We start from the raw sequence: 15,048 nt of genomic DNA on the forward strand, positions 1-15,048 counted from the left end.
TCGGACCGGAATTTAACTCATGCGGATTAAAATTAAATAATTTAGGCGCCTTGTCGTATTCCATGCTCATTTTCTCGATAGGAGTCAGAAATTTATTGATACTGAGCCTTGTACCGAGGTTGTATTTTAAGAGATAAAAACTCAGGTATTCCTTTATGCGTTGAGTGGCTGCCTGTTTGGTGGCTGACTTACTCAGCTTAATAGGCACTTGTACTTTATTGGTTTTCCATGCAGAAGGCAGCGTTACAGGTGTATGTGTGATGCCATTTTTTCTGCAAATATGGTTGAAGTCAAGGATTTTACCTTTCCCTTGCTTACTGTGACTTATCGGAATATTAGAAGTAAATACTTTTTGGATTTGAGCTGGAATGCGGTCAACTAGCTGTTGCATAAATCGGGCAACTGTTTCTCTACGCTTATTCTCAAAAACATCCGCAACGATGTACTTGGTGCAAAGGTCGATACCGATATAGACGTAGGTTTTTTGCCCATCCAATGACAGTTCAATAGTTGAGACGAAGATATACCCAGGTACCTGATATTTAAAAAAACGGAAAGTATCGTGTTCGTCAGCCAAAGGAATAATATCCTGTAGGCGACTAATGCCTTCTTTTTGAAGGTAGCGATGAAGTAGGTTTCTGGAAAGGTACTTGAGTTCTGTCTTAAGAATCTCAAAAAGGTCATCGAGGCCCAATAAGGTTGTTTTGCGCAACAAAACACTCAATGCGGCTTCGAGTGCCGATACTGAGGCAATGTCTTCACTTTGTAACTCATCAAGCTGAGACCCTTTTTCTTTTTTCTTCCAATTTTTCTCTTGATTCATGCTGTCCATATCCCGGCTGTCGTACACAGTAGCCTTACATTCTGCTAGTTTATAAAGGTCACCTAAAAGTCAATCCTATCCGCTAATAATTCAATTTAAATAAAAATAAGCTATACTCGCTTTGAAGGCAAATAACCTTACCAAGCTAACAACAAAATACTAAGGTATAATCATGCTATTGCAGCATTTTACATTCAAAAACATAATTATTTTTTGGAAGAATAGTTTTTCTCATTACAAAAATACAGCGCGAAGTTTAACTTTGCCGGGATTCTCAAGAATTCACGATTTGTTAACGTGCTACATTCATGTCTTTGAACATGGCATTTATGATAAAATAGAGTCTAATCAGATAAAAAATGGAAATTATAAGAGGGATTGTCGGGCTGGTGATCTTTGTCGCTATTGCCTTTGCATTTTCAAGTAACAAGAAAGCTGTTGACTGGCGTTTGGTAGGAACGGGAATTACCTTACAGATACTGTTCGGTTTACTGGTAACAAAAGTTGAAGCTGTAGAAAATGCATTCAATTGGATCAGTCAAGGCTTCGTGACATTCTTGGGTTTTTCCCGTAATGGAGCAGAGTTTATTTTTGGAAGTCTGGTTACTGATATGGATTCGTTCGGCTTCATTTTCGCCTTTCAGGTTTTGCCTACCATTATATTTTTTGCAGCAGTAAGTTCAGGATTGTACTATTTGGGTGTTCTTCAGAAAATCGTTTATGTAATTGCATTTGTGATGTCAAAAACGATGCGCCTTTCTGGTGCTGAAAGCCTTTCTGCAGCTGGTAATATTTTCTTGGGACAAACTGAGGCACCACTATTGGTGAAACCTTTTATCGAACGTATGACCAAATCGGAGATCATGTGTCTGATGACGGGTGGTATGGCAACAATGGCAGGAGGTGTTTTGGCTGGGTACGTAACTTTTTTAGGAGGATCTGACCCTGCTGAGCAAGCCAAATTTGCCGCTTACCTTTTGAGCGCTTCCATTATGAATGCACCAGCAGCCATTGTGATGTCCAAAATACTGTTGCCGGAAGCGGAGCCTGAGAAGATTGATACTGAGCTGAAAGTGAATAATGAAAAACTGGGAGCAAACTTGATTGATGCCATTGCCAATGGTACCTCAGATGGACTTAGCTTGGCGTTGAATGTAGGTGCTATGCTACTTTCTTTTATTGCCATTATCTATGCCATTAACGGAGCGCTAGGGGCATTGGGTGAGATCAGAGACATCAATGAGGCAATCGCATCTTCTTCAGGAGGGCAGTTTGATGGGTTGTCGCTTCAGTATATCCTTGGCCAGATATTTAGAGTGTTTGCTGCTTTGATGGGAATTGATTGGTCAGAATCCCTGATTGTAGGAAGTTTGCTAGGACAGAAAACAGTGATCAATGAGTTTATTGCTTACAGTAACCTAGCAGAACTTAAGGCAAATAATTTGTTGAGTGTGAAGGCGATTGTCGTTTCTACTTATGCACTGTGTGGATTCTCAAACTTTAGTTCAATTGCTATCCAAATTGGTGGTATTGGTGGTTTGGCGCCAAGCAGACAGTCAGACCTTTCAAAATTGGGATTAAAAGCGTTGTTAGGTGCGACAATTGCTTGTATGATGACTGGTACAATTGCTGGAATGATTGTCGGCTGATAATTTAGCTCAAGAATATGAACAAAAGCAGGCTTATTGATACTATAAGTCTGCTTTTTTGCATTATATAAAGAATAGAGGTTGAATGTGATTTATTCAACAATTACTAATAATAAAACTGTTCTAAGTTGACAGTAAGAGGAAGCATGAGATAGATTGATATTTTAGATCGATTTCATATAGTCTTCCTGCTTTTAATACTTATATTAAAGTAGGGCATATCCTACAACACAATAACCAAATAATAATCCTGCAAACTGCTGAAACCAGAGAAAACTGATTTACTGATGAGAAAAATCTTGATTACAGGAGGGGCTGGTTTTGTACCTAGTTCCCTTGCTGAGCGATTGCTCGACGACCCAGAAAACTTTGTGGTATTGGTGGATAACCTGTTGACAGGACACCTTTACAATGTACCTGATCACCCAAACTGTAAGTTTATCAAAGGAGATGCTAACCGCTATGAGGAGATAGCGGCAATTATGACAGCATATCGCTTTGATTATGTATTTCACTATGCGGCAGTTGTGGGGGTTAAGCGTACGTTGGCAAACCCTGTGATGGTATTGGATGATATCAACGGTATTAACCATGTACTTTCACTGTCTAAGAATACAGGTGTGAAGCAAGTATTCTTCTCTTCTTCGTCGGAAGTATATGGAGAGCCAGTACACTTGCCGCAACATGAAGAAACAACACCTTTGAACTCCCGACTGCCTTATGCAGTGGTGAAGAATGTAGGTGAATCGTTCTGTCGCTCATTCAAACAGGAGTACGGATTGGATTATACGATCTTCCGTTTCTTCAATACTTATGGACCAAAGCAGAGTACTGACTTCGTTATGTCCAAATTCATTGATTCGGCACTGAAAGGAGAACCATTGACGATCTATGGTGATGGATCCCAGACCAGAACGTTCTGTTATATTGATGACAATATTGAAGTAGCTTTGAAACTGTTGGAAACCAATAGTGGACAAGATCAGGTAATCAACGTAGGTAATGATATACCAACAACGATATTGGAGTTGGCAGAGTTGATCAAGGATATGACAGAGAGCGACTCTCCAATCATTCATCTACCTCCATTGAAAGAAGGTGATATGACCCGTAGACAACCTGATATCGCACAGATGAAAGGGATTATAGGGAAAGATTTGGTGAAACTGGAAGTCGGAATGGAACAGGTAATTTCAGCAAGAAGAAAGATGCTGAAAGCCGGTGGAGTAATTATGGCGTAAGTTTTATCATTATAAACAAAACAGAAAAGGAAGCTGCTATAGCTTCCTTTTTTGTTTTTATATGTGCTTTGCTGAACGCTCAGCTTATTTCGATAATAACTTGACAATCCAAAGTATCAGGTAAAGCCCAAGACCTGTTCCAAAAAACAGAACTGAGATTACAAATACGATTCTAATGAGAGATACACTCCATCCTAGTTTGTTAGAAAGCCAGCTTGATACGCCTAAAATCATTTTATTCAGTTTTATGGTGATAAGATTACTGTAACTTGTTAACGAATAACAGTATCAGTAAGGTATTATTTTTCATAGGAAAAGTACCTTAGTGTAATACTATATACGCTAAATACAGCATTAATTTGACACATTTACAGATACGTTTTTTCTAATGAAAAAGTTATAAAGCCTCGCTGAAAGTCCAATTTATGACCACTCAGCGAGGCTTTAGGTTTATATTTAAAGAGGGGAAAATCTATTGCATTATTTGGTAGACAATAAAGCTACCTATATAAGCCAAAGCGCCCATATATCCCATCTGGATAAGTGGCCATTTCCAGCTTTTGGTCTCTCTTTTTACAATCGCCACTGTACTCATACATTGCATGGCAAATACATAGAAGATAAGCAGAGAGAAGGCTGTAGCTGGGTTAAAGACCTTTTCACCTGTGACAGGGTCAATTTCCTTTTCCATTCTAGTCTTAATAGTACCTTCATCATCTGCACTTCCAATGCTGTAGATCGTAGCCATTGTACCTACAAACACCTCTCTGGCTGCAAAAGATGAAATCAGAGCGATACCAATTTTCCAGTTAAAGCCAAGTGGGCGAATAGCAGGCTCAATTGTTTTACCCAAATAACCGGCATATGAAACCTCGATTCTTTTGGATGCGATCAGGTCCGCTGTATGTGTTTCATCCAATTGTTCCTGCTGAGCGATTTTTACAGCTTCTTTTTCTGCATTGTCCATTTCATTTCCTGGACCATATGAAGCTAGTGCCCAAAGCACGATAGAGACGATAATAATTACTTTACCAGCTTCCAATACGAAGGACTCTACCTTTTCACGAACATTCAACAGGACGTTTTTCCAATGTGGTGCACGGTAGGCAGGTAGTTCCAGCATCAGGAAAGTGCTCTCGTTGGTCTTCAGTATTTTTTTGAATACATATGCCGATATCAAGGCAGCTGCAGCACCAAGAATATACATGCCGATGAATGTAATCGCTTGCAAGTTGAAGATTCCCCATACTGTAACAGGGGGTACGGCAAAAGCAACCAGAATAGCATAAACTGGTATACGGGCTGAGCAGCTGATCAGTGGAGTTACCATAATGGTAATCAGGCGTTCTTTCCAGTTACCGATGGTACGGGTAGACATTACAGCTGGAATAGCGCAAGCTCCGCCAGAAATCAATGCCACAATGCTTCGACCATTCAAACCGAATTTCTGCATGATCTTGTCAAACAGGAAAACAGCTCTGGCCATATAACCAACTTCTTCCAGTAAACCGATGAGAAGGAAAAGAATAGCAATCTGAGGTATAAAGACCAATACACCGCCTAGACCTGCAATGATACCATCCGTAATCAGACTTGTGTACCAAGCTTCAGGAAGTATAGCCTTTACTAAGTCGCCAGTTGCAGTAAAACTTTCTTCAATCCACTCCATTGGTAGTTCTGACCAAGAGAAAATGGCTTGAAAAACAAAAATCAGAATGCCGAAAAAGAGGATAGGTCCCATTACTGGGTGTGTAACGATCCTGTCTATCTTGTCTGTATTTGTAACAGCAGGTAACGGTGCTTTCTTCAGTGCTTTTTGCAAGATAGGAGCCATGCTGTCATAACGTTGCATAGTCTCATCTATCTGAAGCTTAATAGCCTTGAAATCATGTTGCTGACAGATTTCCTGAATAGTATTTTTTTCTTCTGACGATAAGAAGGGAAGATCTTGGTGATGGTGAGCAAGCAGAAGTGCTCTATATTGATTGTCTAACTGGAGACGATCCTGAATAGCACTGCTCACTTTTTCAGCAGTAGGTGAATTCTTGAAAATTATGGGAGAAGCTGTTTTTCCATTGACTTTGGTTGAGCTTTCAACAACAGCATTTTTTAAACCTTCAAGCCCTTCACCTGTACGGCCATTTATCTTCAGAACAGGAATGCCAAGTTTTTCACTCAAAAGCTGCTCGTTACAGAAAACCTGATCCTTGTCAGCCATGTCAATCATGGTCAATGCCAAGACAATCGGTAAACCTGTATCCTGCAATTGAGAGAGGAGTAGCAGGTGGCGATCAAGGTTGGTAACATCAGCTACATAAACGATAACTTCAGGGTAGTTTTTGTCTTTAGGGTTGGAAAAGACATTCAAAACTACTTTCTCATCCAATGAAGTAGGATAAAGACTGTATGTGCCAGGGAAATCTGTGATTTTGGCTTCGAAGTCTTCTGTCAGTTTGCAGTACCCTACCTTTTTGTCTACCGTTACACCTGGAAAGTTTCCTACTTTCTGTCTTAACCCTGTCAACTGGTTGAATACGGATGATTTACCTACATTCGGGTTTCCAACCAATGCAACAGAGATTTCCTTTCTTTTCGTCATATCCGCTCTGATAAAAATATATGGCTCATTTCCCCAATGGATGCTATTCCACTGGAATCATGAGCGAGCAAAAGACCTGAAATTAGTGGTCCAACTATTCTTTAATTTTGATGCAGTTTGCTTCTTCTTTGCGAATGGCAAAGTTATTTCCTGCCACTTTAAGGTAAAACACGCCACCGAAAGGGGCCTTTCTTACCATAGTGACATCACTACCTGGAAAAAGTCCCATCTCAATTAGCTTGCTTGCAATGTTGTCGTCAGCAAAACCTACAATAGTGCTTTTCTCTCCTGCTCTCAAATTGGCGATGGACCTGTATGTGATCATGTTCATAATTATAAAAGAGTCAGTGGATTACAGTTGTGAAATGGCAGGTGTTGAAGCTTTTTTGCCGTAAAACTGTTCTGTTAAATCCTTATTTAGACTGAATTTTGATAGTGGCAAAGGTAATTATTACAAATGCTTTTTACTATAAATGTTTGGACTTAACCTCTAAAAAGTTTTAATGTTAAGCCTTATCAGAAGCAAAAAAAGTACAACCATTTCCTTAGGAAGTGGTATTTTTATGTCTGAATTTAGAAAGAAATCAAGCAAAGCCTTTGGAAAAAGGTGATGTGAAATATAGAATTAAAAGAAGGTCAGACGCTTATATTGCCTTTGTGTGGTAAGTGTTCCCGACTGATTTTTAGCTTATGAAAGTCTGCATCGCAGAGAAACCGAGCGTGGCAAAGGAAATTGCCATGGTAATAGGCGCCAAGCAGCGCAGAGATGGGTATTATGAGGGAAATGGGTATCAGGTAACCTGGACTTTTGGACACTTGTGTACCTTGAAGGAACCTCAAGACTATGATCCAGCACTGAAAAGGTGGGACTTAACCACTTTGCCGATTATCCCTGTGAAGTTTGCCATTAAGATTATGGAAGACAAAGGGGTGAAGCAGCAGTTCAATGTGATCAAATCATTGGTGGCAAAAGCGCAGGAAGTGATCAACTGTGGTGATGCCGGGCAAGAGGGAGAACTTATACAGCGTTGGGTTTTGCAAGAAGCTCGTTGCCGTGTTCCTGTCAAGCGATTGTGGATTTCATCTTTGACTGAAGAAGCGATTCGTGATGGTTTCCGTGCACTGCGTGATGCCAAAGAGTTTGACCTTTTATATGCTGCAGGTAGCTCTCGGGCTATTGGAGACTGGCTGCTTGGGATCAATGCAACGAGACTTTATACACTAAAATACGGGGCTTTTGGGCAGGTATTATCCATTGGCAGGGTACAAACGCCAACCTTGGCACTGATAGTCAACAGACAAAAAGAGTTGAACAATTTTACACCTGAAACTTATTGGGAGCTTAAAACCAAGTACAGGGATGTTCTCTTTACAGCGAGAGGTGAGCAACTGGATGAATTTGGGGCTTTTGAAGGCAAGTTCAAGGATAAGGAAAAAGCCGAAGAACTGGTTAGGTCTTTAGAAAATCAGCCATTTACCATCACGTCATTTACAAAGAAAAAAGGAAAGGAAACACCTCCTAAGCTTTTTGACTTGACTTCATTGCAGGTGACTTGTAATAAGAAGTTTGGGTTTTCAGCTGACCAGACACTGAAGTTGGCTCAGAGCTTATACGAAAAGAAGGTGTTGACTTATCCAAGGGTTGATACAACACACTTGCCTAACGATGTATTTCCGCAAGTGCCGGCTATATTGAAAACCTTGCACAAGTTTGCAGATCAGGTGCAGCCGCTTCTGGGTAAACCGATCAAGAAGTCAAAGAAGGTATTTGATGATAAGAAAGTCACTGATCACCATGCCATTATTCCTACAAAAGTGGCAGCTAAAGGACTTGCACATAACGAGCAGGTAGTTTATGATCTGGTGGCATTGAGGTTTATAGCAGCATTTTACCCTGATTGTATCGTATCCAAAACAGAAGTATTGGGTGATGTAAAAGGTATTGAATTTAAAGTTACAGGTAAACAGATCCTTGATCCGGGATGGCGTGTATTGTTTCAGAAAGAGGAAGAGGCTGCCAAGAGAGCTAGAGAGCAAAGGAAGAAAAGAGGGGAGGAGGACGATGATGACGACAATAAGGGACAGGAAGATCAGGAACAGGTATTGCCTGAATTTAAGAAGGGCGAGAGTGGTCCGCACGAACCTCAATTGCAAGAAAAGGTAACCTCTCCACCTAAATTGTACACTGAAGCAACCCTACTTAGGGCAATGGAAACCGCAGGTAAACAGGTGGAAGATGAGGAGTTGAGAGACCTGATGAAAGAGAATGGGATAGGAAGACCTTCTACTAGAGCAGCAATCATCGAGACACTTTTCAGAAGAAAGTATATTCGAAAGGAACGTAAGAACCTTGTGCCTACACAAACAGGGACCGAATTGGTGGACACCATCCAAAATGAGATGTTGAAGTCTGCTGAACTGACAGGTGTTTGGGAGAAAAAATTACGTGAGATCGAGGATGGGACTTATCAGGTTGCCAATTTCATGAATGAAATGAAAGAAATGGTAACAGAAGTAGTTCAAACAGTGAAATACGATCAGAATGCCAAACGAATAGTAACTGAAGATCCTGAAGAAAAACCAGAGCATAAAACAGCTGCAACAGCTGACAAGAAGAAAAAGGCTGTTTCAGATAAAAAAATAACATGTCCGAAGTGCGGAGAGCATGAAGTTGTAAAGGGAAATACAGCTTATGGTTGTCTAGGAAACAAGGATAAATCTTGTGATTTTGTAATAGGGTTTGAATTTGGAGGTAAAAAACTAACAGATAAGCAATTACAGTCTCTGATTATAAAAGGTAAAACCCCAAGTATAAAAGGACTTGAAATAGATGGACAAAAAGTGGAGGGATACCTTACTTTGGATAAGCGTTTTAAGGTGGCTTTTCACAAAGTAGAAGAGGCTCTGCTAACTTGCCCTAAGTGTAAGAAATATGAAGTAGTGAAAGGGAAGACGGCCTTTGGTTGTTTGGGGAATAAATACAGGACTTGCAATTTTGTGGTTCCATTTGAAATCAGGGGTAAAAAGTTGTCTGAAAATCAGATTAAGCAGCTGGTTCAAAAAGGAAAGACAGGTAAGCTATCAGGGTTTGAGGTTAATGGTGATAAATTTAACGCCAAACTGATCTTGGATGCGAACTGTACCATTCAATTTGAAAAAATGGATTAGTAAAATATAGGAAAAGCCGTTACCAATCGAATGGTAACGGCTTTATTATTATTCAACACTCTACGGTACACTTTTTTATAACCAACTAAAAACCAGTTTTTCAGATGGTGTTTTGGAACTAATTCCCCTCCAAAACTTCTTCCAAAGTCCTTTGATCTCATTACCTACTTGGCGGGGTCTCGTACAGAAATGCTCCTGCAACAGATCTTTTCCCTTTCTGAAATAGCTGTTCTCCCTGTAACCGTGGTTCTTTACTTTTATGTTTTGTACTTTTTCATGGAAAGCCACGCCAAATAAGTGACAAACAGCAAAGGCCATACACACCACAGCAAAAAGTCTTTCAAGCCGATCCAATTTGGTCAGGTGAGTGGCTTCCAGGTTGAATCCCCGCCCTTTGAGCGACTGGAAGAACACCTCGATGCTCCACCGTTTTCTATAGCTTGACAGCAAGCCGCTTTTCATCAGGTTTGAGACTACGATCAGGTAGTCCTTTCGCCCGTTTTTATCCTTGGTCATCTGCATGGAAAGAGTCAGGTCCATTCCATAGATCGTCGCTCTTCGGTCAGTGCAACGAAAACCTTCTTTGCTCCATACCTCTCCTGTTTTCTCCACACCATCGATGTTGATTTTGTGGTGTGATGGAATCCGAACGCAGAAGACAATCCCTTGCATGGTCATAAACCGAAGCCACTTTTTGCCGATAAACTCTCGGTCTGCAATCACTTTCCCGATCCGCTCGGGAGGTACAATCTGAAGCACTTCCTTCAGCAAATCAATACGCTCCTGCTGGTGGCTGTTTCCTTTTTTGTCCAGTAGCCGAAAAGCCAGTGGGAAACCCACGCCATGACTGTAGGCCGTCACGGCCAGAATATTCACTGCCTGCTTTCTGGACTGCCAGTTGGTTCGGTCAATGCAGAGGGTGATCTTTCCGGATGGCAGGCAGGAAAACAACCATGCCATCAGGGCCTGATAATTGAACACAGCTCCTGACATAAAGCGTTTGACTTGCTTGGTCCGAGAAGCTTTTTGTGCCTTGGATGGCAAGTTTTTGGCTATCTGATGAAATTGCACATTTTCATCTTCCACCAAGGCCGTAATTAGCTTGGCTAGTACCTGTTTGCTTGGTTTGCCTTTGACGATTTGGAAACCGCAGAGGATTTCAAGTATATTTGCAGTCAACATAAAGGTAAAGGTCTGGCTTGTGGTTTTGGCGAACGGCAAAGTTAGACCTTTGCTTTTTCTTGCCCCAATCAGCCCTTAAATAACCTGCAAATATCCTGTAATCCAGTATTACACCCTTAACTCACTTTGTTATTAAAACTGTACCGTAGAGTGATTATTCAATAAAAATACGATCTTCACCTGTAAACTTTGGTGACTGTACTGATAATACTTTTAAAGGTTTGTTGCCCATGACTTTTATAACTGCATGAGGAGTTCCTTTTGGTATAAAAATATAATCTCCTTTTTGAATATTTAAAGTTTGTTCACCCAATAACATTTCAGCTTTACCATCAAGAATATAAACACTCTCAGTATGGTGAATATGTTTATGCTTTCTAACAGACGTCTTAACCCAGATTATAAAAGAAGTTACCTGTTCGTTGGATGCAATGGGCTTTACATGGACATTTTCATAAACAGTGTTTGGTTCAATTTTTTCTAAACTGGTTATGTTTTGACCATTACAGTAAAGCGTAAATACAAACCAAAATACAAAGGTTGTTATCAAGTACTTGATCATATATTAGCGGATATAAACCAACATTTGACCAGAAAAGAACTTGTGAGCGTCTTGTGCGGTGACGATAGGGATTTCCTCCATAGGTACATGACCAGCATCTTCATATATGATCATCGAGGCATCAGCAATCTTGTCACTGAATTTGGTTGCCAATTCTGAAGGAATCCATACATCTTTTTTACCCCACATGATTAAAGTAGGAGCATAGACTTGTCCAATCATGGAGGTGTTATCTTTTTTAGGCATGGAAATTCTGTCTATAAAAGCCTGCCTGTTTCCTGACCTTAAGAGTGTTTGGTGGTAGCGGTTAACCAACTTGTCATCTACTTTTGAATCATCTCCATAAACCTCAAGCAGGTTCTGTTTTACTAAAAATTTCGGTGTGCAATAGCGTAAAGCCTGTTGTATTAGTGGTGTTTTGGTAAGATCAAATACCCAAGGTGAAGTAGTGGTCTCATTGCGAATGCCACTAGGAGAAATAAGAATAAGTTTATTGACTTTTGCAGGGTGGCGGGCGGTGAAGTTCCATGCTATTTCCCCTCCAAGAGAGTTTCCGACTAAATAGCACTCATCAATTTTTAGTGAATCCAAAAGTGTTGACAGCATTCTGTCGTACATAGCAATAGAATAATCTTTATTAGGGTGTGGACCAGACAGACCAAAACCAGGGAGGTCCAGTCGGATAATTCTATAATCTTGGCGTAATTGTTTTCGCCATCCATCCCACGTTTGTAAGGAGGAAGCTGTCCCGTGAAGCAGTATGAGTGGTATTCCTGTCCCTTCATCTTGGTAGTGGACAGTCATTCCTTCAAAATTCAAGTAGTGTGAATAGGCGTTGGCAAAGTGTTTTTTGAGTTTTTCAGCAGGTATGTCGCTGTAAAAGTGGAAACCAACAAAAGTGGCAATCACAGCTACAAGGGTTACAGTAGCAATTTTCTTGTACATGGTAGTTCAATCGTAGTTGTTTAATAGGGTTTTTAGCTTAATGTTAACAATTTGATGTTTTTTAAATGATAATTCAAATAAAAACCCCTTAAATGATATTGATGTACAATGTTTTTTGATTGTGTAAAAAGAAAACCACTTCATTATAGAAGTGGTTTTATAGGGAAATTTATTGTATTTGAATTGCTTAGTTAGAAGTCTGCTTATTAGTAAAGGTCTTACATCTAGCAATCATTTGTCTTGTCCAAATAAGTTGTTCTTTGTTATATTCTTGAGTCTCTTTAAACCTTAAAACCAAATACCTTTCACAGGCTTCAAAAGCTGCTAATGCTTTTGAATACTCCTCCATTCTTAAAAATAATAGTCCTTTTTCTTGCTCACGTTCTGGTTTGAAATTGATGAAGTCTTGGTTTTCAATATTAAGTAGAGCTAAGGCATCTTTGTTGCTTTTGTTAGTGTTTTGAAGGTGTCGGCTAATATTAGCCTTTAAGAGGTATGCTTCTTCAGTAGGCCATTGACTCGCAATGATTTTATCCAAGAGTTCGGAAGCTAATTCAAAGTTTCTGTTGTGAATTTCAATGGTAGCCAAAGCTTGTAAACTAGGAACTACCATTCTTTGGAAACGGTAGTCAGGATTGGGTTCACTTGATATATATTCAAGTTTTTTTAGCCTCTTTTTTAAGCTTGGATGGCTGTCAAGCAACCCTGTCCATTCTTTACTTCCGCTACGTGTATAATGTTTGCCAGCTCTCTCCAAGACTCTGCCTAAAGCATGTTTATCTTTTCCTTGTGTAATTAGCCATTCTTGTGCAATCTTATCAGCAGCTGTTTCATCATTTCTTGAATAAGAAGCACCGATAACCTGTTGAATAGCTGCAGTTGCATTATTAGAAAGTGTGCCGGCAACTACTGTGGCAATATAACTATTAGTAAGCGAATAGTTTTTCTTCTCAGCGTTCACTGCAGCTGCTGTCATAGCTGCAGTGTCAATGATATTACCTATGGTAGTCGTTGTTTTATGGGTCTTGTATTGCTTTAAATTGTGATCCAAGACAAGATGAGCTACTTCATGAGCCAAAATTGCCTCTAACTCATCCTCATTTTCTATCAGAGACAGCAGGCCTGTGGTTATAAATATACTACCGTCGTGTGTAGAGAAGACATTAAGTTCAGTTGATTTTATAATTTGAATATTAAGGTCTTTGTATCTACCTGGTAATACTAAATCAGTAGGAAATACCTCCATCAAGTTTTGATACAGGTAATCTTCCATCATAGGGTCATTCAGAAAGTTATAGTTATTAAGTTTTTTGCTTAGATATTTTTTAGACTTTATGTCTAACTCATTTCTGTTGTTATAATCTTGATAAACCTTTCCATTATTTGATATTTTTGGTTTTCTGTATTTAAGCCATTGGGCTGTCCAAAAATCAGCTTCAAAATCTTGTGCAAACAAGGTGTGGGGAAGGAGTGAAATAAATGTGAGTAATAAAAAATACTTTTGCATAGTAGATAGGGTTTTAAATTGAATTTGGGTGCTTGTTTATATTGTGACAATTGAAAAGTAATATAGTCAAAAAAATATATTTTTCTCATAAAAAAATAGAGCGGAATGAGATTGATTTCTTGTTAGGAGGTGAGTTTTTATATGTTTGAAGTGTAGGTGGGTGTTTATGTTTAATTTGTTTGTTGTAATGAAATTTTGTTGCTTTTATTAAATTTATATATATATAGGTTTTTCTGTTGAGTGTTTTGTGATTGTAGTTTTCTCGATGTTAACATTGTAAATTTTTAATGATTAACTGGGTGGTGAAGTTGTGTTTTGAGATTGTTTGTTAGTTGAAATATTGTTGATTCAATTAGTTAATTGTGTTTTTTGATTTTGTGTTCAATATAGCCCTAAGCGCTCTCTTATTGTTCTCTTGGTAATGGAAAGAGGTAACCTAAATTAAATCATTAGAAGGATTTGGAGTGAAATTTTTAAATATGGGGTGGGTGGTCTGCGTGCAAGGTTGAGTTAAAAGTATCTTGGTATTTTTTAGAGACAGGTACTACTTGAGAAAACCCTAAATCAAGTTTGATTTGTTTATTTGAAAAGTGTACATGATGAATTTGCTGAGGGTTTATCATGTAGCTTCTGTGACATCGTTGAAGGGAGGGGGGTAGGGTAAATAGCTTCAATATTTTTTAGTGAATTTCTAAATAACTCGTGTTGTAGCTTTTGGTTAGAGATAAAATAAATGGCGACATAGTTGTCCTCAGACTTTAGGTAGAGTAGGTTTTCAGGTTTAATGCTTAGCTGTTGTTTATTATTATCCGATTCAAAAAATAGCATGTTGGAAGTAGGTGAACCTGTAATGGTTTTTATTTCAAATCCTTTGAGGTTTTTTGTCAAAGCCCAACTGATCAATAGTGGAAATATCATGACAAAAGTGAATTCCATTAGCATCAGAAAATAGCCATTCCAATAAAACTCTTGCCAGTTCCAGAAATAGTTGAAAAGTAAAAAGATAGCATTGGCGCCGAAAAATATTTCCCATACAAGCCATATCAATTGCTGTTTCCAGTTTGAGAGATGCAGACGTGGTGCAATGTAAAACTCATGGAAAGCAAAGGATAATGAAGTAAGCAAACCAAATGCTATAGACCTAAAAAGAAGGCTATGACCAGAAAATGAGAAGCCTTGTTGTATGTTGTAGCCTTTATATATAAAAAGTACAAAAAACATAAAGAAGCCTGTCAATATCGATTTAAGCCAAGGTTGTAGGTACTTACTGAAGTGTGCTTTTAGTTGAGATTGATTCATTTTTCTCTACACGTGTGTTCGTAGTTATATTAGTCTATTGAGTGCAATATAAGGAATTGGGAAGTGCTTGTCC

12 protein-coding genes are annotated in these 15,048 nt (G+C 39.1%); 3 read left to right on the forward strand and 9 right to left on the reverse strand.

Annotated features, from left to right (window positions below; all coding sequences use genetic code 11):
- Window positions 1–1,182: 1,182 nt before the first annotated feature.
- Together V6R21_RS09225 and V6R21_RS09230 are read left to right on the forward strand one after the other, a co-directional pair.
- Entirely contained in the window at window positions 1,183–2,472 is a 1,290-nt protein-coding gene (locus V6R21_RS09225; RefSeq protein WP_334242992.1) for a NupC/NupG family nucleoside CNT transporter, read from the forward strand.
- 287 nt (window positions 2,473–2,759) lie between these two features.
- Window positions 2,760–3,713 (forward strand): NAD-dependent epimerase/dehydratase family protein, encoded by a 954-nt coding sequence (locus tag V6R21_RS09230; RefSeq protein ID WP_334242994.1) that lies wholly within the window; start codon window positions 2,760–2,762, stop codon window positions 3,711–3,713.
- Between the two features lie 84 nt (window positions 3,714–3,797).
- Here the strand turns inward: V6R21_RS09230 and V6R21_RS32405 are convergent, their stop codons facing one another.
- The 3 genes from V6R21_RS32405 to V6R21_RS09240 all read right to left on the reverse strand — a co-directional run bounded on the left by V6R21_RS32405 (window position 3,798) and on the right by V6R21_RS09240 (window position 6,643).
- Window positions 3,798–3,947 carry a PspC domain-containing protein gene (locus tag V6R21_RS32405; RefSeq protein WP_408612978.1) on the reverse strand — a complete coding sequence of 50 codons (150 nt, stop codon included), beginning with the start codon at window positions 3,945–3,947 and terminating at the stop codon, window positions 3,798–3,800.
- A 238-nt stretch (window positions 3,948–4,185) separates the two neighbouring features.
- Window positions 4,186–6,312, reverse strand: a complete 2,127-nt coding sequence (gene feoB / locus V6R21_RS09235; protein WP_334242996.1) for a ferrous iron transport protein B — start codon at window positions 6,310–6,312, stop codon at window positions 4,186–4,188.
- Between the two features lie 94 nt (window positions 6,313–6,406).
- A complete protein-coding gene (locus tag V6R21_RS09240; RefSeq protein WP_334242999.1) occupies window positions 6,407–6,643 on the reverse strand; it encodes a FeoA family protein in 237 nt (78 codons plus the stop codon).
- 359 nt (window positions 6,644–7,002) lie between these two features.
- Between V6R21_RS09240 and V6R21_RS09245 the strand changes: the two genes are divergently transcribed.
- Entirely contained in the window at window positions 7,003–9,480 is a 2,478-nt protein-coding gene (locus tag V6R21_RS09245) for a type IA DNA topoisomerase (protein ID WP_334243000.1), read from the forward strand.
- 75 nt (window positions 9,481–9,555) lie between these two features.
- On the opposite strand, the gene V6R21_RS09250 is transcribed toward V6R21_RS09245, so the two are convergent.
- From V6R21_RS09250 to V6R21_RS09270, 6 genes are all read right to left on the reverse strand, one after another.
- Window positions 9,556–10,662, reverse strand: coding sequence for an IS4 family transposase (locus V6R21_RS09250; protein WP_334240759.1), 1,107 nt, complete (start codon window positions 10,660–10,662; stop codon window positions 9,556–9,558).
- A 154-nt stretch (window positions 10,663–10,816) separates the two neighbouring features.
- On the reverse strand, window positions 10,817–11,224 hold the full coding sequence (locus V6R21_RS09255; protein WP_334243002.1) for a cupin domain-containing protein: 408 nt from the start codon (window positions 11,222–11,224) through the stop codon (window positions 10,817–10,819).
- 3 nt (window positions 11,225–11,227) lie between these two features.
- Window positions 11,228–12,169 carry an alpha/beta fold hydrolase gene (locus tag V6R21_RS09260; RefSeq protein ID WP_334243005.1) on the reverse strand — a complete coding sequence of 314 codons (942 nt, stop codon included), beginning with the start codon at window positions 12,167–12,169 and terminating at the stop codon, window positions 11,228–11,230.
- A gap of 187 nt (window positions 12,170–12,356) precedes the next feature.
- Complete coding sequence (locus V6R21_RS09265) at window positions 12,357–13,676, reverse strand: M48 family metallopeptidase (protein ID WP_334243007.1); 1,320 nt, start codon at window positions 13,674–13,676, stop codon at window positions 12,357–12,359.
- A gap of 473 nt (window positions 13,677–14,149) precedes the next feature.
- Entirely contained in the window at window positions 14,150–14,299 is a 150-nt protein-coding gene (locus V6R21_RS32410; RefSeq protein WP_408612979.1) for a hypothetical protein, read from the reverse strand.
- On the reverse strand, window positions 14,256–14,975 hold the full coding sequence (locus tag V6R21_RS09270) for a hypothetical protein (RefSeq protein WP_334243009.1): 720 nt from the start codon (window positions 14,973–14,975) through the stop codon (window positions 14,256–14,258). Before V6R21_RS09270 ends, V6R21_RS32410 begins: the two co-directional genes overlap by 44 nt.
- Between the last annotated feature and the right edge of the window lie 73 nt (window positions 14,976–15,048).

It is taken from the genome of Limibacter armeniacum (assembly GCF_036880985.1).
Classification (GTDB): domain Bacteria; phylum Bacteroidota; class Bacteroidia; order Cytophagales; family Flammeovirgaceae; genus Limibacter; species Limibacter armeniacum.

What these genes read in the sequence shown, in the direction of transcription:
- V6R21_RS09225 (WP_334242992.1), top strand. Translation starts at nt 1,183, where the DNA reads ATGGAAATTATAAGAGGGATTGTCGGGCTGGTGATCTTTGTCGCTATT.
- V6R21_RS09230 (WP_334242994.1), top strand. Translation starts at nt 2,760, where the DNA reads ATGAGAAAAATCTTGATTACAGGAGGGGCTGGTTTTGTACCTAGTTCC.
- V6R21_RS32405 (WP_408612978.1), bottom strand. Translation starts at nt 3,947, where the DNA reads ATGATTTTAGGCGTATCAAGCTGGCTTTCTAACAAACTAGGATGGAGT.
- feoB (WP_334242996.1), bottom strand. Translation starts at nt 6,312, where the DNA reads ATGACGAAAAGAAAGGAAATCTCTGTTGCATTGGTTGGAAACCCGAAT.
- V6R21_RS09240 (WP_334242999.1), bottom strand. Translation starts at nt 6,643, where the DNA reads ATGAACATGATCACATACAGGTCCATCGCCAATTTGAGAGCAGGAGAG.
- V6R21_RS09245 (WP_334243000.1), top strand. Translation starts at nt 7,003, where the DNA reads ATGAAAGTCTGCATCGCAGAGAAACCGAGCGTGGCAAAGGAAATTGCC.
- V6R21_RS09250 (WP_334240759.1), bottom strand. Translation starts at nt 10,662, where the DNA reads ATGTTGACTGCAAATATACTTGAAATCCTCTGCGGTTTCCAAATCGTC.
- V6R21_RS09255 (WP_334243002.1), bottom strand. Translation starts at nt 11,224, where the DNA reads ATGATCAAGTACTTGATAACAACCTTTGTATTTTGGTTTGTATTTACG.
- V6R21_RS09260 (WP_334243005.1), bottom strand. Translation starts at nt 12,169, where the DNA reads ATGTACAAGAAAATTGCTACTGTAACCCTTGTAGCTGTGATTGCCACT.
- V6R21_RS09265 (WP_334243007.1), bottom strand. Translation starts at nt 13,676, where the DNA reads ATGCAAAAGTATTTTTTATTACTCACATTTATTTCACTCCTTCCCCAC.
- V6R21_RS32410 (WP_408612979.1), bottom strand. Translation starts at nt 14,299, where the DNA reads ATGATAAACCCTCAGCAAATTCATCATGTACACTTTTCAAATAAACAA.
- V6R21_RS09270 (WP_334243009.1), bottom strand. Translation starts at nt 14,975, where the DNA reads ATGAATCAATCTCAACTAAAAGCACACTTCAGTAAGTACCTACAACCT.